This is a genomic window from Virgibacillus xinjiangensis (genome assembly GCF_042643145.1).
In the GTDB taxonomy this organism is placed as follows: domain Bacteria; phylum Bacillota; class Bacilli; order Bacillales; family Amphibacillaceae; genus Virgibacillus_O; species Virgibacillus_O xinjiangensis.
Genome location: NZ_JBHRSA010000034.1, coordinates 66851 through 89105, shown reverse-complemented (window position 1 = coordinate 89105; position 22255 = coordinate 66851). Strand labels below are relative to the sequence as shown.

Annotated in this window: 17 protein-coding genes and 1 other annotated feature (1 of these 18 only partly in view); of the genes, 1 reads left to right on the top strand and 16 read right to left on the bottom strand. The window is 45.3% G+C overall.

Annotated features, from left to right (window positions below):
- Nucleotides 1-39 precede the first annotated feature (39 nt).
- Nucleotides 40-2700 (bottom strand): calcium-translocating P-type ATPase, SERCA-type, encoded by a 2661-nt coding sequence (locus ACFOGI_RS08405; protein ID WP_390271351.1) that lies wholly within the window; start codon nt 2698-2700, stop codon nt 40-42.
- 120 nt (nt 2701-2820) lie between these two features.
- On the opposite strand from ACFOGI_RS08405, the gene ACFOGI_RS08400 reads away from it, so the two are divergent.
- Nucleotides 2821-4533, top strand: coding sequence for an Rqc2 family fibronectin-binding protein (locus tag ACFOGI_RS08400; RefSeq protein WP_390271348.1), 1713 nt, complete (start codon nt 2821-2823; stop codon nt 4531-4533).
- 59 nt (nt 4534-4592) lie between these two features.
- Here the strand turns inward: ACFOGI_RS08400 and ACFOGI_RS08395 are convergent, their stop codons facing one another.
- From ACFOGI_RS08395 to ileS, 15 genes are all read right to left on the bottom strand, one after another.
- The gene (locus ACFOGI_RS08395; RefSeq protein ID WP_390271344.1) at nt 4593-5012 is read right to left on the bottom strand and encodes an organic hydroperoxide resistance protein; all 420 of its coding nucleotides are present in this window, start codon (nt 5010-5012) and stop codon (nt 4593-4595) included.
- A gap of 53 nt (nt 5013-5065) precedes the next feature.
- Nucleotides 5066-5932 carry a LysR family transcriptional regulator gene (locus tag ACFOGI_RS08390; RefSeq protein WP_390271341.1) on the bottom strand — a complete coding sequence of 289 codons (867 nt, stop codon included), beginning with the start codon at nt 5930-5932 and terminating at the stop codon, nt 5066-5068.
- Between the two features lie 112 nt (nt 5933-6044).
- The gene (gene pyrE, locus ACFOGI_RS08385) at nt 6045-6656 is read right to left on the bottom strand and encodes an orotate phosphoribosyltransferase (RefSeq protein ID WP_390271523.1); all 612 of its coding nucleotides are present in this window, start codon (nt 6654-6656) and stop codon (nt 6045-6047) included.
- A 2-nt stretch (nt 6657-6658) separates the two neighbouring features.
- Entirely contained in the window at nt 6659-7363 is a 705-nt protein-coding gene (gene pyrF / locus ACFOGI_RS08380; protein ID WP_390271337.1) for an orotidine-5'-phosphate decarboxylase, read from the bottom strand.
- Nucleotides 7360-8274, bottom strand: a complete 915-nt coding sequence (locus ACFOGI_RS08375; protein WP_390271521.1) for a dihydroorotate dehydrogenase — start codon at nt 8272-8274, stop codon at nt 7360-7362. Before ACFOGI_RS08375 ends, pyrF begins: the two co-directional genes overlap by 4 nt.
- Nucleotides 8274-9035: a dihydroorotate dehydrogenase electron transfer subunit gene (locus tag ACFOGI_RS08370; RefSeq protein ID WP_390271334.1), complete on the bottom strand. Its 762-nt coding sequence runs from the start codon at nt 9033-9035 to the stop codon at nt 8274-8276. The genes ACFOGI_RS08375 and ACFOGI_RS08370 overlap by 1 nt, the downstream gene beginning before the upstream one ends.
- Nucleotides 9032-12232 carry a carbamoyl-phosphate synthase large subunit gene (gene carB, locus ACFOGI_RS08365; RefSeq protein ID WP_390271331.1) on the bottom strand — a complete coding sequence of 1067 codons (3201 nt, stop codon included), beginning with the start codon at nt 12230-12232 and terminating at the stop codon, nt 9032-9034. The genes ACFOGI_RS08370 and carB overlap by 4 nt, the downstream gene beginning before the upstream one ends.
- Nucleotides 12225-13325, bottom strand: a complete 1101-nt coding sequence (locus tag ACFOGI_RS08360; protein ID WP_390271328.1) for a carbamoyl phosphate synthase small subunit — start codon at nt 13323-13325, stop codon at nt 12225-12227. Before ACFOGI_RS08360 ends, carB begins: the two co-directional genes overlap by 8 nt.
- Nucleotides 13318-14601, bottom strand: a complete 1284-nt coding sequence (locus ACFOGI_RS08355) for a dihydroorotase (RefSeq protein ID WP_390271325.1) — start codon at nt 14599-14601, stop codon at nt 13318-13320. The genes ACFOGI_RS08360 and ACFOGI_RS08355 overlap by 8 nt, the downstream gene beginning before the upstream one ends.
- Nucleotides 14555-15487, bottom strand: a complete 933-nt coding sequence (locus ACFOGI_RS08350; RefSeq protein WP_390271322.1) for an aspartate carbamoyltransferase catalytic subunit — start codon at nt 15485-15487, stop codon at nt 14555-14557. The genes ACFOGI_RS08355 and ACFOGI_RS08350 overlap by 47 nt, the downstream gene beginning before the upstream one ends.
- Nucleotides 15488-15504: 17 nt before the next feature.
- Nucleotides 15505-16875: a solute carrier family 23 protein gene (locus tag ACFOGI_RS08345; protein ID WP_390271319.1), complete on the bottom strand. Its 1371-nt coding sequence runs from the start codon at nt 16873-16875 to the stop codon at nt 15505-15507.
- Nucleotides 16876-17083: 208 nt separating this feature from the next.
- A complete protein-coding gene (gene pyrR, locus ACFOGI_RS08340; protein ID WP_390271316.1) occupies nt 17084-17629 on the bottom strand; it encodes a bifunctional pyr operon transcriptional regulator/uracil phosphoribosyltransferase PyrR in 546 nt (181 codons plus the stop codon).
- Between the two features lie 152 nt (nt 17630-17781).
- Nucleotides 17782-18693: an RluA family pseudouridine synthase gene (locus ACFOGI_RS08335; RefSeq protein WP_390271313.1), complete on the bottom strand. Its 912-nt coding sequence runs from the start codon at nt 18691-18693 to the stop codon at nt 17782-17784.
- Nucleotides 18690-19160 carry a signal peptidase II gene (gene lspA / locus ACFOGI_RS08330; protein WP_390271310.1) on the bottom strand — a complete coding sequence of 157 codons (471 nt, stop codon included), beginning with the start codon at nt 19158-19160 and terminating at the stop codon, nt 18690-18692. The genes ACFOGI_RS08335 and lspA overlap by 4 nt, the downstream gene beginning before the upstream one ends.
- A 103-nt stretch (nt 19161-19263) precedes the next feature.
- Complete coding sequence (gene ileS / locus ACFOGI_RS08325; protein WP_390271307.1) at nt 19264-22020, bottom strand: isoleucine--tRNA ligase; 2757 nt, start codon at nt 22018-22020, stop codon at nt 19264-19266.
- Nucleotides 22021-22152: 132 nt separating this feature from the next.
- Nucleotides 22153-22255, bottom strand: a binding site (T-box leader); it runs 124 nt beyond the window's last position.

Below are 22255 nucleotides of genomic sequence, written 5' to 3'. Positions count from 1 at the left end.
TACAGGCATGGGTGTATACTGCACAAGTGACTAATCATTCTATTTGCGATTCGTTTGAAAACCGAATAGAACACTGGGCAGAGCGCCCAGAACCAGGATCAGCATCCAATCGTGCATACTAAGAGCAGTAGTATGGAAGATTGGTTGCAGCGGCTCCCAATAAATAACTACTAGAAGTAGAAGCAATGAGGACAGGACTGCAAGTACCAGATACATGTTTTCGAAGGGGTTCCTCGCAAAGATCGATTGATCACTGCGGCAGTCGAACACATGGATCAACTGAGCCATAACCAACGTAGTGAATGCCATGGTCTGTGCATAAATAAGATTAGCAGGATCATCTTGGTATGCCAGCATAAAGGCAATAAGCGTCACTGTTCCTATCAAAAACCCTCGGCTGACGATTCGACTTCCGAGCCCATTGGAGAACACACCTTCTTTTGGATCCCTTGGGCCCTTCCTCATTGTATCTCCTTCTGCCCTGTCCATCCCTAAAGCCATGGCTGGTAGTCCGTCAGTTACAAGGTTTACCCAGAGGATTTGGACAGGTACCAATGGAAGTGGCAGTGCAAGCAGCATAGCAAAGAGCATGACAAGTATCTCCCCGACATTGGAAGCAAGAATGTACCGGATGAATTTACGGATATTTTCATAGATGTTCCGTCCTTCTTGTATAGCCGATTTAATGGTAGCGAAATTGTCATCCAACAATACCAGGGAGGATGCCTCTTTGGTGACATCTGTTCCACTTATCCCCATACTAACGCCAATATCGCTGGCTTTAATGGCTGGAGCATCATTCACTCCGTCTCCGGTCATGGCCACGACATGCCCTCTCTGCTGAAATGCTTTTACAATCTTCAATTTGTGTTCTGGTGTAACCCTTGCAAATACATAGGTATCGTCAATGACATCCTCCAGTTCAGTAACAGACATCTTATTTAACTGACGCCCCTCCAGAACCATCCCATTTTCCGGGAGAATGTTCAGATTTTGAGCAATGGCTTTTGCCGTTTTCACGTGATCTCCGGTTATCATGACTGTCTTTATGCCAGCTCTGCGACATTCTTCGATTGCAGGCTTTACTTCTTTCCTTGGAGGGTCAATCATACCATACAAACCGTAAAAGGTTAGGTCATTCTCCAAAAAAGCATCCTCTGCTCTTTCCCCCTTGGTAAGTGGTTTCACTCCTATGGCCAGTGTTCGTAGAGCTCTGTCAGCCATCTGATCTATTGCCTGTTCTATCTTGTTTCTTCCTTGCTCCTTCAGCAATTCTCTGCCATTTGGCCTCATGTGATAGGAGCATCTCGGCAGCAGAACTTCCGGAGCCCCTTTGGTAATCAAAAATTTCATATGGTTCGAATCCTCCACAATGACACTCATGCGTTTACGATCTGAATCAAAGGGCAGCTCCTTGACAATACGATATTTCTCCCCTTCCATTGCTGATACTCCCATCTTTCTGGCGGCAATCAACAAGGCACCGTCGGTAGGATTTCCGTCAACCAAGTATTTGCCTCTTTTCACTTGGAGAGAAGAGTTATTGCAGAGCATGCCATATAACAGCATCGATTCCAGATTCGGATATTCCCCATCTACCTTTTTCTCCCGTAAAAAATAATCCCCGCGGATGTCATAACCATCTCCGGTTACATACAGATGGTCTCCATTTACAAACACTTCTTTCACTGTCATCTTGTTTTCCGTCATCGTACCTGTCTTATCAGAGCAAATGACTGAAGCACAGCCTAATGTTTCAACCGCTGATAGTTTGCGAACAATCGCTTTTCTTCTGATCATCCGTTGAACACCAAGAGCCAAGGCGACTGTGACAATAGCCGGAAGGCCTTCTGGAATGGCTGCGACCGCCAAAGAAACACCGGCGAGGAACATATGATATATTTGATGGCCTTGAATAACACCAAGAACCACTACAAGAGCTGTGAGTATCAGAGATACCACGATCAAGATTTTTCCAAGCTCTGCCAATTTCCTTTCCAATGGTGTGGTCATTTTCTTTGTGTTGACCATCAGGGAAGCAATTTGCCCCATCACCGTGTTCATCCCTGTTCCCACTATTATCCCAGTACCGCTTCCTCTTGTGATCATCGTCCCCATGAATCCCATATTGGTCTGATCTTGAGGATCCAGCTCATCAGCAGATATTGCTGTTGCATGTTTTGTGACAGGAAGAGATTCCCCGGTAAGCGCAGATTCTTCCGTCTCCAGACTGCTGGACTGGATGATCCGCACATCAGCCGGTATTCTGTCGCCACTCTGAAGTCTGACAATATCACCGACCACAATATCTTTAGAATTGACTTTTTCCCACTGCCCGTCTCTTAACACCTGAGCCATGGGAGCAGATAATTCCTTCAGCTTGTCCAGTGATTTTTCCGCTTTCTGTTCTTGGAAGTACCCTATCAGGCCATTGACTAGAACTATGACCATAATGGCAATGGCATCGATATATTCTCCCAAGAGACCGGCAATCAGTGTTGCGGCTAACAGAACCATTACCATGAAATCTTGGAACTGCTTCATAAATAGGAGCCAACGGGATGTCTTCTTCTGTGCTTCCAATAAATTCTCCCCGTACTCCTTCCGCCGCTGTTCCACTTGTTTATCTGTCAGTCCTCTGTTGGCAGTCACATGCAGCTTTTGCTCGATTTGTTCTACATCCAATTGATACCATTTCATATTTAATTCCTCCAAACCAGCCAGCATAGCCCTGGGATTTTCTTCATCCTGATATGTAATATGATTTGTATGCAGACTTGTCCCTAAAAATGCTATAATTGCCTAAGAGGTGATGAACGCATGCCATTTGACGGTATAGTTACACGTGCAGTAACGGAAGAATTGAAGAGGGAATTACTCCCTGGAAAAATCGCAAAAATCCACCAGCCTACAGAGTCGGAACTGGTTTTCACGGTAAGAAGCAGGGGGAAAAAGCACACACTGCTGTTTTCCATTCATCCTACTTATGCCCGTTTCCACTTGACGGATGATGTCTATCAAAATCCCAAAGAGCCTCCAATGTTCTGCATGGTCCTGAGAAAGCATCTATCAGGAGCAATCATTGAAGAAATCGAACAATACGGAATGGAACGGATCGTCACGTTTTCAGTCCGTACGAGGAACGAGATCGGCGACATCTCCTATAAGTCGCTTGTCATGGAGCTGATGGGTAAACATAGTAATATTATGCTGGTAGACAATGATAAAAGGCAGATAGTAGACAGTTTTAAGCACATTTCTATCGCCCAGAACCGCCATAGGACCATCCTTCCCGGCCACGAATACAAGCTCCCCCCCATGCAGGATAAATTGAACCCTCTCCAAATGGACAGCGGACTGTTGACCCAGAAGTTGGATTTCAATGCTGGTAGACTGGACAAACAGATAGTCGGTACACTTGTCGGCTTTTCTCCATTTATTGCCAAAGAATTGACGATACAGGCTGGACTTGGTGATGTCGGAAAATATGAGGCAAAGTTCAAGGAGCTGCAAGGAAAGTTGATTAATCATGAATATGATCCGGCCATATACCGGAATGGCAAAGAGGATTTTCATGTCCTTCCTATTTCCTCACTGCACGGGGAGAGGGAAGATTTTTCGAGGGTAAACAGTATGCTTGATGCATTCTTCTCCGGGAAAGCCGAGAGGGATCGCGTTAAACAACAGGCAAAAGATCTCTACCGTTTTATTAAGAATGAGAAAGACAAGAATCACCGGAAGTTGAAAAAACATAAACAGACATTGAAAAAAGCGGAAGGTGCCGACCGGTATCAAAAACTGGGTGAATTGCTGACAGCCCATCTCCATCTAGTAAAAAACGGCGACTCCTCGGTAAATGTTGTTGATTACTATGACCCGGAAAAAAAGGAAATGACTATTGAACTGAATCCTAATAAAACACCGAGCGAAAACGCTCAAGCTTACTATAAGTCGTACCAGAAACTGAAGAATTCGAAACAGGCAGTAGAAAAGGAGATACAAAAAGCCAATCAGGAACTGGAGTATTTGGATCAGCTGCTGCAGCAAATAGATGTTGCCAGTACAGAGGATATTGATGAGATTCGGGAAGAACTTCGGGAAGAGGGTTATTTGAAAAGACAGAGAACCCGCTCGAAAAATAAAAACAAACCGAAAAAACCTGTACCGGAGAAATATCAAGCTACGGATGGCACGCCCATCCTCGTCGGGAAGAACAATAAACAGAATGAATATGTTACAACCAAAGTGGCCCACCGTGACGATATATGGCTTCACACGAAAGATATCCCTGGTTCTCACGTGATCATCCGTTCTGACGACCCTTCGGAGGAAACCTTGCTTGAGGCAGCGGAAATTGCAGCCTATTTCAGCAAGTCTCAGGCTTCTTCATCTGTTCCAGTCGATTACACGAGAGTACGGCATGTAAAGAAACCGAATGGCGCCAAGCCTGGGTTTGTGACATATGACAACCAGAAAACGCTTTATGTAACGCCCCAAGAAAAAACCATTCAATCGCTGAAGGAAGATAACTAATCTTCACTGGAACATTTAAAAATGGATGATCCCTGCTGGGGACCATCCATTTTTTTGTTTTATACTGCCTTCGGATTCAGTTCTACTTCAATATTTCCTCTGGTCGCTTTTGAATAAGGGCAAAACTGGTGGGCTGCCTCTGCCAGCTCTTCAGCTTCTTCTTGGCTGACACCTTTTATTTCAATGTTCAAAGTGACACCAATTTTGAATCCGCCATCTTCTTCATCTTTCAAGAAACTGACTTCTGCCGTCGTTTCCGAATCAATTTCTTTCTTCTGTTCACCTGCCACATGGCTTAACGCACCATCGTAACAAGCGGAATAACCAGCAGCGAATAATTGTTCTGGATTTGAGCCACTATCTTTGCTATTATGAACCGGATTGACAAGGTTCAGATCAATTAATCCATCATCAGATTTTACATGACCATCACGGCCATTTTTTGCTGTCGCTTTAGACGTAAAGAGTACGTTACTCATGAAATACCTCCTTTAAGGGCTTCTCCAAAGAGTATTCCTTCCACCTCACCATTCTAAACATCCAGGAACGATTGATTAGTCAATGCATTGATGAAATGGTCTACATGGGGCAGGTCACGGACACCCTCCTGATAACATACCCAGGTGCCTCTTGTAACCGGTTTACCGTCCAAAAGCAGCGGAAGATGAGGATATTCTTCCTTCATGCTGTCGGAGACGCTTTCCGGCAGTACAGCCATTCCGATCCCCTGTTTCATAAACTGCTTGCATGTTTCAATTTGATCCACCGTAAGGGTTTTGACTGGTTTGATTTCCTCCTGATGCTCATAAAGCCATGTATCTACTACTTCATGCATGCTGTCATCACTGCTAAAGGAGATGAGCGGACGCTCCTTTAATTTATTCTTCGGGAAAGGCTCGGTATCAAATATATATAACGGGTCATCAAACAGTCGCACTGAGGTGCACTCCTTCAATTTCTCTCCGCGGATGATACATACATGATAGTTTTTGTGCTCCCTGCGTATGTTTTCACTGATTCCTGTTACGAGTTCGACCGCCACTTTAGGATATTTAGAGGTATATTCCCCCAATATGGAAGGAAGAAACCGTTGGCTGATCAGGGAGGAACAAGCAATGGAAAGTGTGCCCTGCACCCGCTTTGCTGAGGAAGCCAGGTGATTCTCCAGTTCCGCCTCTCCCTTCATCACATTTTTCGCATGGTTTAAGATTAATTCTCCTGCAGGGGTAGGCAAAAGCTTCTTAGGTGTCCGAATGAAAATGGTGTGTCCAAAATAACTTTCTATATACCTGAGCCGTTGTGTGACAGCGGGCTGTGAAATAAGTATCGCTTTAGCTGTTCCCCTGATTGTTCCAACCTCATTCATCTTTAGAAGTAACTTATAATCTTCTATCTTCATTCTCCGCAGCTCCCATTTTTAACACTAGTATTCTTCTATTATAGAATAACTCACTCCTTCGTGCATTTCAGGAATGAAAAAAGATGACCTGGTATATAGGTCATCTTTTCCATTAGTCCAATTGATCCCGCCATAAAAGCAGTTCCCTTTTGTCTTCTTCATTCAGTTCTCCATCGTCAGTCAATGCTTCGAGTAGTTGATCAAAACCTGTAATGGTTGAGAAATTGATTCCCGCCTCTTGGAAGACCGTGTCGGCTTTCTCTAACCCATAGGTGAAAATTGCAGCTACTCCTGTAACTACCCCGCCTTCCCGACGAACTGCCTCTGCCGCCTGCAGGGAAGAACCGCCAGTAGATATGAGGTCTTCTATTACCAGTACCCTTTTACCCGCTGGCAATTCTCCTTCCACTTGGTTTCCTTTACCATGTCCCTTCGGTTTGGACCGGACATAAACCATAGGAAGGGCCAGACGGTCTGCAAGCCATGCTGCGTGCGGTATTCCCGCTGTTGCACAACCGGCGATGATTTCCGGTTTCTCTTCCATTTTCTCTACCAGACTGACAAATGCTTCGGTAATGTTCTTTCGTACTTTAGGATGGGACATTGTCAGCCGATTATCGCAATAAATCGGTGACTTTATTCCGGATGTCCAAGTAAAATAATGATCTTTATTGATTTGGACTGCCTTGATCTCCAGTAAATCTCTTGCCAGATTATCCTTTATTTTCACACCTGCCACTCCTTTACTGCTCGTTCATATGCTGCACGTGGGTCATCGGCTTTTGTAACGCTCCGGCCAATAACTATAATGTCAGCATTATTTTCCTTGGCGTATCTTGGGGAGGCCACGCGTTTCTGATCATTACTGTCCGTTCCATCCAACCGTATACCAGGTGTCACAGTGAGGAAGTCAGCACTACAGGCTTCCTTGATTTGCGAGGCCTCATGGACGGAACATACAACACCATCTGCTCCATGTTCGTGTGACAGTTCTGCCAAGTGAACTGTGTTGTCTACTAGACTCCCGGAAAGCTTTAAATCCTCTTGTATTGTTGCTTCTTCCATCGATGTCAGAACTGTTACAGCTATCAACTTGGGCCCCTTTCCAGTAGAAGAGCCGGCAAGCAAACCTTCTTTGGCGTAATGGATCATCTCCCCCCCTCCGAGGGCATGCACATTGACCATGTCTACCTGAAGTTTTGCCAGGTTGCTCATCGCCTTCATGACGGTGGTCGGTATGTCGTGCAACTTCAGATCCAAAAATACAGGGTGCCCGCGATCTTTCAATTTTTCTATTATGATGGGTCCTTCCCTATAAAAAAGTTCCATTCCAACTTTTACTGGGACACCTTCCAATTGATTTTGCTTCAAAAAGTTCTCCGCTGCTGCGCCTTCGGGGAAATCGAGAGCAATATAAACATCCTTCGTCATGAGACAGGCACTCCTTTTCCTGAGGCTGCTTTTACGGAATCAAACCCATAAGTATGCAGGGTCTCCGGCAGTTGGTCAATGATTTCAGGACATACAAGCGGGTTCTGAAAATTAGCCGTCCCTACTGCTACTGCGTTTGCACCAGCTAGTAAGAATTCTAACACATCCTCGGAATTGCTGATCCCTCCCATTCCGATAATCGGAATGGCAACTTGCCGTCTGACCTCATAGATCATCCGGATAGCTATCGGTTTTATCGCAGGGCCAGAAAGGCCGCCAGTGCTATTAGCCAGTAATGGCTTTTTAGACGGAAGATGCATCTGCATGCCGGTTAATGTATTGATCATGGTTAAGCCGTCAGCTCCGGCAGCTTCTACAGCCTTTGCCATGGTGACAATATCTGAAACATTCGGTGAAAGTTTTACATATACAGGATGTTTGCTCACTCGCTTTACCGTTTTCGTCACCTCTGCAGCCATTGCCGGGTCCGTACCAAATTGCAGTCCCCCTTCTTTGACATTGGGGCAGGATATATTCAGTTCAAGTGCATGTACGTCGTTTGTATCATTGAATGCTTCCGCCACTTTTTGATATTCCTCTATGGTGCTCCCCGCGACATTGGCTATCACTGGGACATCGAATTCGGCCAGAAAAGGAACTTCCTTTTCGATGATTTTTTCCACACCGGGATTTTGAAGTCCTATTGCGTTCAGCATTCCTGAAGGTGTTTCAGCAACCCTTGGGGTATGATTTCCATATCTCTCTCCACCTGTAGCCGCCTTCATGATCACTGCTCCCAGTCGGCTTAAATCATAGAATTCGCTGTATTCCCTGCCAAAACCAAAACATCCGGATGCCGGCATGACTGGGTTTTTTAGAATAAGTCCGGGCAGCTGTACCGATAAATCTATCATAGAACAACCTCCTCTGCTTGAAAGACCGGTCCATCCTTACAGATCTTCCGGTAACCAGATGTTCCAGCTTCCGGTATGACACAAGCAAAGCATGCCCCAATTCCGCAGCCCATCCGTTCCTCCAAAGAGAGGTACCCATCTTTATGTGCAAGCTTAGACGTTACAGCCTGCAGCATTGGCATCGGTCCGCAGGTATAATACCGATCGAACGGTGTTACGTCATCAAGCAAATCTGTGACAAGGCCGGAATTCCCGTAAGATCCATCGTCAGTCACTATAAAGGTTTCTGCAAACTGTTGGAATTTTTTCTCATAAAAAACATGGCTTTTTGATTGGAAACCTAAAACGGCAATGACCTTCTTTCCTTGTTCAGCTAATGTTCGGCCTAGATAATGGAGAGGCGGAATCCCAATCCCGCCACCGATCAGCAGGATGGTATGATCCTCCATGCTTGCTGTTGCCGTTGGAAAACCGTTGCCGGATGGTCCAAGTATGTCAAGGTGCATTTCCTCCGTATATGCGGCCAGACGCTCTGTTCCAGATCCGTTGATCTTGAACAGAATCGTCGTGGTTCCGGCATCTTTGTCTACATCAGCAATGGATATCGGACGGCGTAATGTATGACCAGGCACACTAATATGAAGAAACTGGCCAGGACTGGCAGCTTGGCTTACCCGTCGATTTTTCAACACCATCTCGATGGTGTCTGCCGCTATAAGCTGCCGACTCTGGATACACATCTTTTCTTTATTAATCATGACAACACTACCTCTTTGTTTACTATGGCTTTGGCAGTGAAAGTCGTTGAATCAATGACATGCAGGATGGCATTGGCTGTATCCAGGTTGGTCAAACATGCAATCCCATGTTCGACAGCTCCCCTCCTAATCTTGAAGCCATCCGAACGGGGTTGCTGCCCGGAAGTAAGGGTATTGATGACAAATTGTACTCTTCCTTCTTCGATAATTGAAAGTACATCAGGATCACCTGAGCCAATTTTTGCCACCTCCGTTACCGGGATTCTGCTGTGTCTCAGAAAATCAGCTGTTCCTTTTGTTGCGTACAGCTGGAATCCGAGCTGATGAAAATGCTCTGCAAGCTGTCCTGCTTCCTGTTTATCTTTATCAGCCACAGTCAAAAGGATGGCCCCTTCCTGCGGAATTTTCACACCAGAAGCAATCAGCCCTTTGTATAATGCCTTCTCCAATGTCTTATCATGTCCGATAGCTTCTCCTGTCGATTTCATTTCCGGCCCTAGTATCGTATCCACTCTCTGCAGCTTCTCAAAAGAGAAGACAGGTACTTTCACGGACACGTCTTCCGCCTCTGGAAGGATGCCTGTTTTATAGCCGAAAGCGGAAAGTTTTTCCCCAAGAATACATTTTGTTGCCAAATTTGCCATAGTGACTCCGGTAATTTTGCTCAGGAATGGGATGGTTCTGCTTGCACGCGGGTTTACCTCGAGCACATATACTTCGTCTTCTTGGATGATGAACTGGATATTGATTAAACCTTTCACCGATAGACCTTGGGCAATCTTGGAGGCAGCTTCCATGCATTTATCCTTTACCTTTTCACTTAGACGCTGTGGAGGATAGACAGCGATGGAATCCCCGGAATGAACTCCTGACCGTTCAATATGTTCCATAATACCAGGAACAACTACTGTCTCTCCGTCACTGATGGCATCCACCTCCACTTCAATGCCTGTAATATATTTATCAATCAGAATCGGATGCTCACTTTGGACTTTTGCTGATTTTTTCAGATAGGCTTCCAGTTCCGTGTCATTATAGACAATTTCCATTCTGCTTCCGCCAATGACATAGGAAGGACGGACAAGCACAGGATAGCCAATCGAGTTTGCTGCTTCCATTGCGTGGTCCAGCTGTTTGACAGCCTTACCTTCAGGACGGAGTAAATCCAAATCATTCAAAAGAATTTCAAATTTATCTCGGTCTTCTGCCCGATCTATTGCGTCCAAATTGGTGCCAAGGATGTTGACCCCCCGGCGTTCAAGGCCTGCGGCTAGATTGATTGCTGTTTGTCCGCCAAACTGGACGATGACTCCCTCGGGTTTTTCCAGGTCGATCACGTGCATGACATCCTCTAAAGTCAGAGGTTCGAAATACAACTTATCGGAAATACTGAAGTCAGTGGAAACCGTTTCTGGATTATTATTCATAATGATCGCTTCGTAGCCCATTTCTTTGATGGCTAGTACAGAGTGCACTGTAGCATAATCGAATTCAATACCCTGACCGATCCGGATAGGCCCGGAACCTAGCACGAGTACTTTCTTTCTATCTGTCACATGGGATTCGTTTTCCTCTTCATACGTGCTGTAGAAGTAAGGTGTCTCCGATTCGAATTCTGCTGCACAGGTATCTACCATTTTATATACAGGCTGAAGTTGTTCTTCTCTCCTATATTGATAGACGTCATCTACAGTTACACTCCAGAGCCTTGCCAAATGTGCATCCGGAATCCCCAGTTTTTTCGCCTGTTTTGTTATGGAAGCATTAAATTTGTTCTGTTTCAATGTTTCTTCAAATTGAATCAACTTTTGTATCCTGACGAGATAGAACCGGTCGATCTTGGTCAATTGGAAGATATCATCGATGGCCATTCCCCTGCGGAATGCTTCAGCCAGCATGAAGACACGCTCATCTCCCGGCTTTTTCAAATGTTTGATGATCTTTGAATCGGATAAGCTTTCAACACTTGACAATCCCAACTCTTCTGTACCAATATCCAGGGAACGAATACCCTTCAGAAAGGATTCTTCAAAATTCCTGCCAATCGCCATTACTTCACCGGTAGCCTTCATTTGAGTACCCAGGTAACGGTCCCCTGTACTGAATTTATCAAATGGGAAGCGTGGAATCTTTGTGACTACATAATCCAAAGACGGTTCAAACATGGCATATGTTGTTCCGGTAATTGGATTGGTAATTTCATCCAATGTCAAACCAACCGCAATTTTTGCTGCCATTTTGGCAATTGGATACCCTGTCGCTTTAGAAGCAAGTGCACTAGATCGCGATACACGTGGATTCACTTCTATAATGTAATAATTGAAGCTGTCAGGATCGAGTGCAAGCTGTACATTACAGCCTCCTTCAATTTCCAAGGCCCGAATGATTTTTAAGGAGGCATTGCGGAGCAACTGGTACTCCCGGTCACTCAAGGTCTGAGACGGCGCAACTACTATGGAATCTCCCGTGTGGATACCGACTGGATCCACATTTTCCATATTACAAACAACAATTGCCTGGTCATTCTTATCCCGCATCACTTCATATTCGATCTCTTTATATCCGGCGATATTCTTTTCTATTAAACACTGGCTCACCGGTGAAAGGGACAAGCCATTCCTCGCTGTCTCCTTCAGTTCCTCTTCATTATTGCACATGCCGCCGCCTGTTCCACCGAGAGTATATGCAGGACGAACGATGACGGGATACCCGATTTCCTCCGCGAAATCGCACGCTTGATCCACGGAGTTGACAATGGAACTGTCAGGTACGGGCTCGTTCAACTCTCTCATCAATGCTCTGAACTGTTCCCGGTCCTCTGCTTTCTGAATAGCTTCTAAAGAAGTACCTAAAAGGCTGACGCCATATTGGTCGAGAATGCCGGCCTTATCCAGTTCCATGGCTAAATTAAGTCCAGTCTGCCCGCCAAGTGTAGGAAGTAAAGCGTCGGGCGTTTCTTTTCGGATGATTTTCGCCAAAAAATCAGCGGTTAGTGGCTCCATATATACTTTGTCTGCCACCGTATGGTCTGTCATAATTGTGGCGGGGTTGGAATTCGCCAAAATCACTGTATACCCTTCTTCACGAAGTGCTTGGCATGCTTGTGTTCCTGAATAATCAAACTCTGCAGCTTGGCCGATAATGATGGGGCCTGACCCGATGACCAGTATTTTTTGGATGTCTCTCTCTTTAGGCATAGATATTCTCCTCCTTTTTCGGTTGACTGTCTGCTATCATTTGCAAGAATTCATCAAATAAATGTCCAGTGTCTTCCGGTCCCGGAGAACTTTCGGGATGATACTGTACTGAAAATGCAGGATATACCTGATGCTTTACCCCTTCCACTGTGTCATCATTCAAGGCAATTTGGGTGAGATCAAGCTGTGTCCCTGCCAAGGATTCCCTACGAACCGCATAACTGTGGTTCTGTGAAGTTATGTATGTACGATTGGATGCTAAATCTTTCACCGGGTGGTTTGCACCTCTGTGGCCGAATCTCAATTTTTCTGTATCTGCTCCGCATGCCAGAGAAAGGAGCTGGTGTCCAAGACATATTCCAAATAGAGGCACCTTACCAAGGATACCTTTAATCATCTCGATTGCCTCAGGAACCTCTTTCGGATCTCCCGGTCCATTGGTCAGCATAATGCCATCAGGTTTCAGTCGTAGGATGGCATCTGCATCATAGTGGTAGGGGACCACGGTAATATGACATTCACGTTTTGTCAGTTCCCTCAATATTCCATGCTTCATTCCAAAATCCACCATAACAATTCGCTTCCCTCTGCCTGGCACGACATAGGGCTTCACAGTAGAAGTTCTTTCCACCGGGTTCCTCTCCAGCTGAGAACTGCTCAGTTGCCTTACAATATCGTCTGCTGTTTCGTCTATAGGTCGGATTGCCGCTTTCATGGTGCCGTGCTTTCGAATGACCTTTGTCAATTTTCTTGTATCTATACCACATATGCCGGGGATATTATGAACTTTCAAGAACTCACTCAATGTTTCACTGCTGCGAAAATTTGAAGGATCCTCAGATACTTCTTTGACAATGAAACCGTGGATGAAAGGATGGACTGTTTCAAAGTCATCCCGATTAATGCCGTAATTCCCCATTTGAGGATAAGTCATCATCACGATCTGACCGCAATAGGAGGGATCGCTGATCACTTCTTGATAGCCCGTCATACCCGTATTGAAAACCACTTCTCCTGACGCAGCACATTCACTTCCAAAACTTTCACCAACAAATACAGTGCCGTCTTCCAGAACCAATTGTCGTTCAGTCATTGTCATCCTCCTTGTATACAACTTTTCCTTCCGCTATAGTAAGCACAGGTATTCCCTGCACCTTCCACCCATGGAAAGGAGTGTTATTTCCTTTTGAAAAGAAACCATCTTTGTCGATGGTAGACTCTTTTTCCAAATCGATAATCGTAACATCAGCAGCTCCGTTCACCTTCAAAGTGCCAAACGGAAGGTTGAATACTCCTGCCGGCTTGATGGTCAGACAGTCGATTAACTGTTTTAAACTCATTTTGTTCGTTTGCACCAATTTGGTATAGAGAAGGGTGAATGCAGTTTCCAGTCCGACAATTCCGAATGGAGCTTTCAGAAAACCGGCTGCTTTCTCTTCTGAAGCATGTGGTGCATGATCGGTAGCGATAAAATCAATGGTCCCATCCAGAAGACCTTCCATTAGTGCTAGCTGATCCTCCTTGGCTCTAAGGGGCGGGTTCATTTTATAGTCTGCATCGTCTTCCGGCACATCTTCTTCATGAAGCAATAAATGGTGGGGGGTCACTTCTGCTGTTACCTTAATTCCCGCCTTCTTTGCATCCCGAATAACACGTACAGACTCTTTTGTGCTGACATGGCAAACATGGTAATGACAGTCAGCCGCTTCCGCCAGCAGAACGTCTCGAGCAACCTGTACAGATTCACTTATGGAAGGAATGCCTGGAAGTTCTAATCGTTCACTGACTTTACCCTCATGGAGAACACCTCCGTAAACAATGGAGTTGTCTTCACAATGAGCAACAATAGCCTTGCCGGCTTTTGCAGCTTCCTTCATAGCACGAAACATCTGATCTGCCGTTTGGATTCCGACACCATCGTCCGTAAAGGCAAAGATGCCCTGCTTGGCCAGTTCATCGATATTCGTCAGTTCTTGTCCCTTCAACCCTTTTGTTATCGCTGCGTAAGGTAATACACGTACGAGCGCATCCCGTTCTATTTTTTTCTGCAATGCCTGGATGTCTTTGGAGTTGTCAGGAACAGGGTTCGTGTTTGGCATGGCACAAACCGTAGTGAAGCCTCCTCGGGCCGCTGCCATGCTTCCAGTTTTTATTGTTTCTTTATGTTCTCCCCCTGGCTCGCGCAGGTGGATATGCACGTCAACAAAACCTGGGACAGCAAGTTTTCCCTCACAATCAATCACTTGATCCGCTTCTTCATCGATCCCCTCTTCAATTCTTTGGATTTTTTTATCTTCTATCAAGATGTCACATTTACGCTTCTCATCTGCTTGCCAAAACTGGTTGGTATTTTTTAATAGTATCTTCACCTGTCATCCCCCACTCTTGTAACATTCTCGCTATTACGGCCATTCGTACATAGACACCATTCTGCATCTGCTTGAAGATCCGAGACCGTCTGCATTCAACTAGATCCGAATCTATCTCTACCCCACGATTGACTGGGGCAGGATGGAGTATAATGGAATGATTCCTCATCTTCCTCTCCCTTGCTTTCGTAAGTCCATAGTTCTTCAAATAATCATCGGAAGAGCCCGATTCACCTTGATGTCTCTCATGCTGGATGCGCAGCAGCATTAACACGTCACTTATTTCAGCAGCTTCATCCATAGTTACATAAGGAAAATCGAGGGATTTATCCTGAAACCCTGGCGGTGCGCATAAATAGACGTCGGCCCCAAGTTGCTTCAGCGCTTTGGCATTGGACTGAGCTACCCTGCTATGCCTTATATCTCCAGCAATTACAATCTTTAAGCCTGAGAATCTAGCAAACTCCTGATATATTGTCAATAGATCTAGCATACATTGTGTCGGATGCTCTGCCTTACCGGCTCCCGCGTTGATGATCGGGATGGATAATTTCTGCTGAAGTTCATTCGACCATGTGTCAGAAGCATGGCGGATAACCAACAAATCCGCTCCTATTGCTTGCATCGTCCTAGCAGTATCATACAGTGTTTCTCCCTTTTTGGTACTCGACGTATCCATATGGAAGTCCAACGTTTCTATCCCAAGTCTCTTCTGTGCCATGGTAAAGCTCATTTTTGTCCTGGTACTTGGTTCAAAAAATAGATTTGCTGCAAACAATGGCTTTGAAAATTCCGGGGAGCCCCCCATCCGATAGTGTTCCGCCGTCTGGAGTAGATCCTGGATTTCGTCCTCAGTGAATTGATCTACAGAGATAAAATGCCTCATCAAACCACTCCCGTCTTTTAGGATATATTCCTCTTTTTTTCTGGCGCTTCTTCATTATGGAACAATTCCTCTCCTTGCCCTGCTTTCTCCTTTTGTGGGAGAACAAGATTGAGAAGGACACCTACTATTGCCGATAAAGCCATCCCTGCAATCTGCACTTCGTCAGTGATCTCGATAAAGGCTCCACCCACACCGATCACCATGATGACTGATGCTATGACAAGGTTCCTATTATCCCCAAGGTCGATCTTGCTGTCCGTCAGCATGCGCAAGCCATTGGAAGCGATGATCCCGAAAAGCAGGATGGAAACCCCGCCCATAACAGGTGATGGCACAGAGCTGATAGCTGCCGTAATAATTCCGATGAAGCCGAAGAAGATGGCTAGCACGGCCGCTCCAGCGACAACAAAGATACTGAAAACCCTGGTAATGGACAACACACCGATATTTTCCCCGTAAGTGGTATTCGGTGGCCCACCGAGCACTGAACCGATCATCGTTGCAATCCCATCACCTAGAATGGAACGGTGCAATCCTGGTTCTTTCAGGAAGTTACGTCCGGCTACTTTTGAAAGCACCATTTGATCCCCGATATGTTCAGCTATAGTGACTAGTGCTACCGGACCCATGATGAATAGAATCTGCATACTGAAGACCTCTGCAGGTGCGTAATCAACAAACGGGATAATGAATTCGGGCATCTGGAACACTGCTGTGAAAAAGTCACCGACAGATGCGGCCCCTGTTATTTCTGCCCACTCTTCCTTGATTCCCGTTGTGTCAACAATGCCTTGGAATAATGCGAAGACATATCCTGACACAATTCCGATTAAGATCGGAACAAGACTGAAAAACCCTTTGAAATAAATCGACGCGATGACAGTGACCGATAAAGTTACCAATGCAGTCATCATGAATGTACCGTTATATGCTCCATTCTCGTTCATTGCCATATCAATGGCAGTTGGCGCTAGTCCAAGCCCGATGACAATGATGACCGGACCGACAACCACTGGCGGAAGAATTTTCATCAGCCAATCGGTACCGATGAACGCTATCAGCATCGCTACCAGACCATAAACAATACCTGCCATGAAGCTCCCGATCATTGCTCCTGCAGGTCCTGAGGCAGCACTGGCTGCGAGGATTGGAGCAATGAAGGCAAAGCTAGAGCCTAGGTATGCCGGTATTTTTCCACGGGTGATTAAAATATACGCCAGCGTCCCTGCTCCGCTCGATATCAGTGCAACCGCCGGTGATAAGCCGGTCAAAAACGGTACGAGTATGGTCGATCCGAACATAGCGAATAAGTGCTGTATGCTCAACAACAACCATTTATTAAGCTTAGGCCTTTCATGTACATCCATTACCATCTCTTTTTCTGCCATTCTGAATCCCTCCAGTATTTTCTGTGTAAATCTTGATGCCTTGCTAAGAGCCATAAAAAAAGCGTGTACCTCCTGCATAAGATTGCATAGAGGTACACGCGTATACTAAACCGCACGTCTTCTTATACAACCTTATAAACCTCTCTGGATTTATTTAAAGGTCTTTTCCATTTCCGGTCATCTCAGCCTCACGGGGCCCCGGTACATCTTATTCTTTTTCGTAAATGCTCACTTGATCAGCATGATCGATCTCATCTAGCCGGACCACGACCACTTCCTGTTCGGATGTCGGGATGTTCTTTCCCACATAATCTGCCCGTATCGGAAGCTCTCTATGACCGCGATCAACAAGTACTGCCAACTGGATTCCGGACGGTCGTCCACTATCCATAACAGCATCCATTGCAGCCCTAATCGTTCTCCCAGTGTAAAGGACATCATCCACCAGGACTACTTTCTTCTCTGTCACGTCCACTTCGATATTCACTGCCTTGAGTTCCGGATCTTCATTGTCCGTAACCTTTTCCAGATCATCCCGGTAAAGAGTGATATCCAACTCACCAATTGGGACAATGACATTTTCTATTTGGTTTATCTTTTCCTGCAGTCTCTTGGCAATCGGAACACCCCTAGTTTTCACTCCGACGAGCAGCAAGTTGTCTCCACCCTTGTTCTTCTCCAGGATTTCATGTGCTATCCTTGTAAGTGCCCGATTGACTGCAGGTTGATCCAGAATTTCTGTTTTCTTTTTCATGGACATTACCTCCGTTCAAAAAAATCCCTTTTTCCATGAGGAAAAAGGGATTTGTTACACCATCAAACATCTCGGTTCCTTTTCAGCCTCACGGGACTTTATTAAAAGGTCATATTCAACTCTCTATATTATTGCAGGTTCTGTGTCACCTGTCAATATAATTTCTCAATATAAGACAAGATCTCTTGAAAAGCTGAGGGTGGAGCCACTTCATATTCCATCCATTCACCAGAGCGAGGGTGGACAAACCCCAAAGTTCTGGCATGCAGTGCCTGTCCGTCTGTTCCCAGTGTCTTTCTCGGGCCGTATTTCGGGTCTCCTACCAATGGAAAACCCGCATATTTCATATGTACCCTGATTTGATGGGTACGTCCTGTTTCTAATTGACATTCAATGTGCGAGTAATCCGGATAACTTTTAAGTACACGGAAGTGCGTAATTGCATTTTTCCCGCCTTCCACAACCCCCATTTTCTGCCGGTCTTTGGGATCCCGGCCGATTGGGGCATCCACCATCCCTGTCTCATGGGGAATCTCTCCATGAACGACAGCCTCGTATTTACGGGTGATCTCCTTGTTTGCCAGCTGTTCCGATAATTCGGCATGGGCATAGTCACTTTTTGCAACAACTAATAGCCCACTGGTGTCCTTATCAATACGATGAACAATGCCCGGACGCTCTACGCCATTGATCCCTGAAAGGTCATGGCAATGATGAAGGAGAGCATTCACCAATGTTCCCTTCTCATGACCTGCAGAAGGGTGGACAACCATTCCTTTCGGCTTATTGACGACCAGCAGATCGCGATCTTCATAAAGGATGTCAAGCGGGATATCCTCGGCAGTTAGATCAAGTGGTTCCGCTTCCGGAATAGACCACACGATTTCATCATTAATCTGGCATTTATAATTGGCCTTCATATTTCTGCCGTTCACTTGGACATATCCGTCCGAAATCCAGGTTTGGACCTGGGACCGGGAGTTTTCCTGGTTAAGTTCTGTCAGTAATTTATCTAAACGCTGATTTGCCTGGTTTTCTGTTACCAGATGGCTGAATGAGCTCATTTATTTGTCTTTCCTTTCTTCGTTTCCTCCAGTATTGTTCCGATGATGATCAAGATCACACCGATGGTAAGGGCCGAGTCAGCTATGTTGAAAATGGGGAAATCATACCCGAAAATAATCACATCAATAAAGTCGACCACTTCTCGATGCACCAGCCGATCGATAAAATTGCCGAGGGCACCTCCTAATATAAGGCCTAGGGCTGTTGCAAGCAGTTTATCGTTCTTGGCATATTTTTGCATATAAAATATAACGCCCGCCACCACAAGTAGGGTGACAATATAGAAAAACAGCATTTGTCCTTGGAATATGCCCCAAGCAGCCCCCGAATTCCGGTGAGAAGTAAAATAGAAGAATCCTTCCATTACAGTGATCTGCTCACCAAGCTCCATGGTTCTTATAACCACCCATTTAGTCAACTGATCAAGGATGATCACGATCAATGCAAAGAGATAGTACACATACATTACTTTTCCCCCGATTCCATTTCCTGCGTCTTCACTATCTTATACTGTACGAGATCCTTTTTCAATGAAAAATCCCCCTTGCCGTATACAAGGGGGACGTTTTTTAACTCTCGTAATGTTCTTTCACAACCTCTGCACATCGAGAGCATAATTCTGGATGGTCATGATCATGACCGACCGTTTCTGAAGCTACCCAGCAACGAGAACATTTTTCTCCCGGGTGTTTCTCCACGGAAACCTCCACGTATTTATAATCATTGCCTGAGGCGGTTTGATTGCTGATATCCGCTTCAGAAACAATTAGGAACTGATGTAGATGTTCCATCTCCTGAAGAACCTGTTTCGTATGAGCATCCTTAGGTGCCAAAGTAACTTTTGCCTCCAGGGATTTACCAATTATTTTTTCATTTCTGGCTTCTTCGAGGGCTTTCAGAACATCATCACGAACATTCATGAAATGATCCCATTTATCTTCAATCTGTTCGTATCCGGCAATGTCCCTCGGCTCCGGAATGTCAGTCAACTGGACACTTTCCGCTTCCACTCCCGGGATGTACTCCCATACTTCATCCGTAGTATGAGGAATGATCGGTGCGAGAAGTTTTACCAATGTCGTCAGGATTTCATAATAGCCTGTCTGGATACTGCGACGGCGTTTATTGTTCTTTGCTTCGATATACAGTACATCCTTGGCGAAATCCAGATAAAAGGAGCTCAGATCAACCGTACAGAAATTATGAATCTGATGGAAGATTGGTGAATATTCGAATCTGTCGTAGCTCTCCCTCACATCTGCAAGCAGCCGCTGCAGCCTATGCAGCATATAACGGTCCACTTCTTCCATCTCCGCCTCTGCAACCCTGTCTGTTTCTGGATTGAAATCGGACAGGTTAGCAAGCATGAACCTAAATGTGTTACGGATCTTACGATAGGCTTCCGATGTCTGTTTCAGTATCTCCTGGGAAATACGAACGTCCGCTTGGTAATCTACCGAAGAAACCCATAGCCTTAGGATATCTGCCCCTAATTGCTTTTGCACTTTGGATGGCACGATGACATTGCCTAATGACTTGCTCATTTTACGGCCATTTCCGTCCAGGACAAATCCATGGCTAATGATATTTTCATATGGTGCTTTTCCTGTTACAGCAACAGCTGTAGAAATTGAAGAGTTGAACCAGCCACGGTATTGGTCGCTTCCTTCAAGGTAAACATCAGCAGGACGGCGGTGGTCTTCACGGTTCATCAGCACCGCCTCATGGGAAGATCCAGAATCGAACCAAACGTCCATGATATCCGTTTCTTTCGTGAATTTGCCATTTGGGCTATGATCTGAGATAAAGCCTTCCGGCAGCAGATCCTTCGCTTCTTTCTCAAACCATATATTAGAACCATGCTCTTTGAACAGATTGGAGACATGTTCAATCGTTTCATCCGTGATAATTGGCGTATTATCTTCCGCATAGAAGACAGGAATTGGGACTCCCCAGGTCCGCTGGCGGGAAATACACCAATCTTCCCTGTCCCGCACCATGTTATGCAGACGTGTCTGGCCCCATGAAGGATACCAGTTAATTCGGTTGATCTCATCGAGAATATCCTGACGGAAATCCTTAATGGAAGCAAACCATTGGGAAGTTGCACGGAAGATGGTCGGCTTCTTTGTACGCCAATCATGCGGATAGGAGTGAGTAATGAACGTGAGCTTCAACAACGCTCCTACTTCTTCCAGTTTTTCTGTAATATTCTTGTTTGCTGTGTCATAGAAGAGTCCTTCAAAACCTGGTGCTTCTGCAGTAAATACACCTTTGTCATCAAGAGGAGATAAAGGTTCAAGACCATAGGCCTTGCTCACAATGAAGTCATCTTCCCCGTGCCCAGGTGCCGTATGGACACACCCTGTACCTGCATCGGTAGTTACATGCTCTCCCAGCATGATCAAGGAATCCCGATCATAAAATGGATGTTGTGCTACGATTCTATCAGCTTCCTTGCCTTGGAAGGTTTTTACAATCTGCACATCTTCCCATCCCAGTTCCTCTGACACTTGTTCCAATAGTGCATGGGCAATAATGAATTTTTCCTGTCCTACCTGAACGACATTGTACTCCAATTCAGGGTGGATGCTGATTCCCAAGTTGGCTGGCAACGTCCAAGGAGTAGTGGTCCAAATTACGAACTTTTCATCTCCCTCCAAGAGATCCTTGCCATCTTTCACTTGAAATGATACATAGATGGATGGAGAGCGCTTATCATGGTATTCTATCTCAGCTTCTGCCAAAGCAGATTCGGATGAAGGCGACCAATAGACAGGCTTCAGACCTTTATAGATATAGCCTTTCTTAGCCATTTCCCCGAACACCCGGATTTGTGCCGCTTCGTAATCCTTTGTCAATGTCAAGTACGGATTGTCCCAGTCTCCTCGGACACCCATTTGTTTAAATTGCGTTCTTTGACTATCAACCTGTCCCATCGCATACTCCGCGCACATTTCACGAAACTCAGCAATGCCCAGCTCTTTCCTCTTGATTTTTTTCTTTTTTGTCAACGCTGTTTCAATCGGAAGCCCGTGTGTGTCCCATCCCGGGATATATGGCGCATGATAGCCGCTCATTGACTTATAGCGAACAATGAAATCTTTCAGCACTTTATTGAGTGCATGGCCTATATGTAAATCCCCATTGGCATACGGAGGTCCGTCATGAAGAATAAACAATGGACGGTCTTTGGTTCTTTCCTGTACTCTTTCATAAATATTGTTTTCATCCCATTGTTCCTGTCTCTTCGGCTCTTTATTCGGCAGATTTCCTCGCATTGGAAATTCTGTTTTCGGCATGAGCAGCGTTTCTTTATAATCCATTGCTGTTCCTCCTGTTCTTTAGTAAATTCCAGCATGTGTTTCCATCAGTTGCGATTGTTTCTCTCAACTAACATGGTTTGAACTCAACTTGAAAAAGGTGTATGAGATAAAAAAAACGAGCATCTGCATCCCCAAAGGGACGAGAAGACTCGCGGTACCACCCTTATAAATTTAAAATACTATAAGATTATTTTAAATTCACTCGATATTCGTAACGGGAATAGACCGTCCATCA

Coding starts and splice junctions, on each gene's coding strand:
- ACFOGI_RS08395 (WP_390271344.1), bottom strand. CDS start 5,012: ATGAGTAACGTACTCTTTACGTCTAAAGCGACAGCAAAAAATGGCCGT.
- pyrR (WP_390271316.1), bottom strand. CDS start 17,629: ATGAAAAAGAAAACAGAAATTCTGGATCAACCTGCAGTCAATCGGGCA.
- ACFOGI_RS08400 (WP_390271348.1), top strand. CDS start 2,821: ATGCCATTTGACGGTATAGTTACACGTGCAGTAACGGAAGAATTGAAG.
- ACFOGI_RS08350 (WP_390271322.1), bottom strand. CDS start 15,487: ATGAGGCATTTTATCTCTGTAGATCAATTCACTGAGGACGAAATCCAG.
- ACFOGI_RS08360 (WP_390271328.1), bottom strand. CDS start 13,325: ATGACTGAACGACAATTGGTTCTGGAAGACGGCACTGTATTTGTTGGT.
- ACFOGI_RS08335 (WP_390271313.1), bottom strand. CDS start 18,693: ATGAGCTCATTCAGCCATCTGGTAACAGAAAACCAGGCAAATCAGCGT.
- ACFOGI_RS08405 (WP_390271351.1), bottom strand. CDS start 2,700: ATGAAATGGTATCAATTGGATGTAGAACAAATCGAGCAAAAGCTGCAT.
- carB (WP_390271331.1), bottom strand. CDS start 12,232: ATGCCTAAAGAGAGAGACATCCAAAAAATACTGGTCATCGGGTCAGGC.
- ACFOGI_RS08390 (WP_390271341.1), bottom strand. CDS start 5,932: ATGAAGATAGAAGATTATAAGTTACTTCTAAAGATGAATGAGGTTGGA.
- pyrF (WP_390271337.1), bottom strand. CDS start 7,363: ATGACGAAGGATGTTTATATTGCTCTCGATTTCCCCGAAGGCGCAGCA.
- ACFOGI_RS08345 (WP_390271319.1), bottom strand. CDS start 16,875: ATGGCAGAAAAAGAGATGGTAATGGATGTACATGAAAGGCCTAAGCTT.
- ileS (WP_390271307.1), bottom strand. CDS start 22,020: ATGGATTATAAAGAAACGCTGCTCATGCCGAAAACAGAATTTCCAATG.
- lspA (WP_390271310.1), bottom strand. CDS start 19,160: ATGTATGTGTACTATCTCTTTGCATTGATCGTGATCATCCTTGATCAG.
- ACFOGI_RS08370 (WP_390271334.1), bottom strand. CDS start 9,035: ATGATTAATAAAGAAAAGATGTGTATCCAGAGTCGGCAGCTTATAGCG.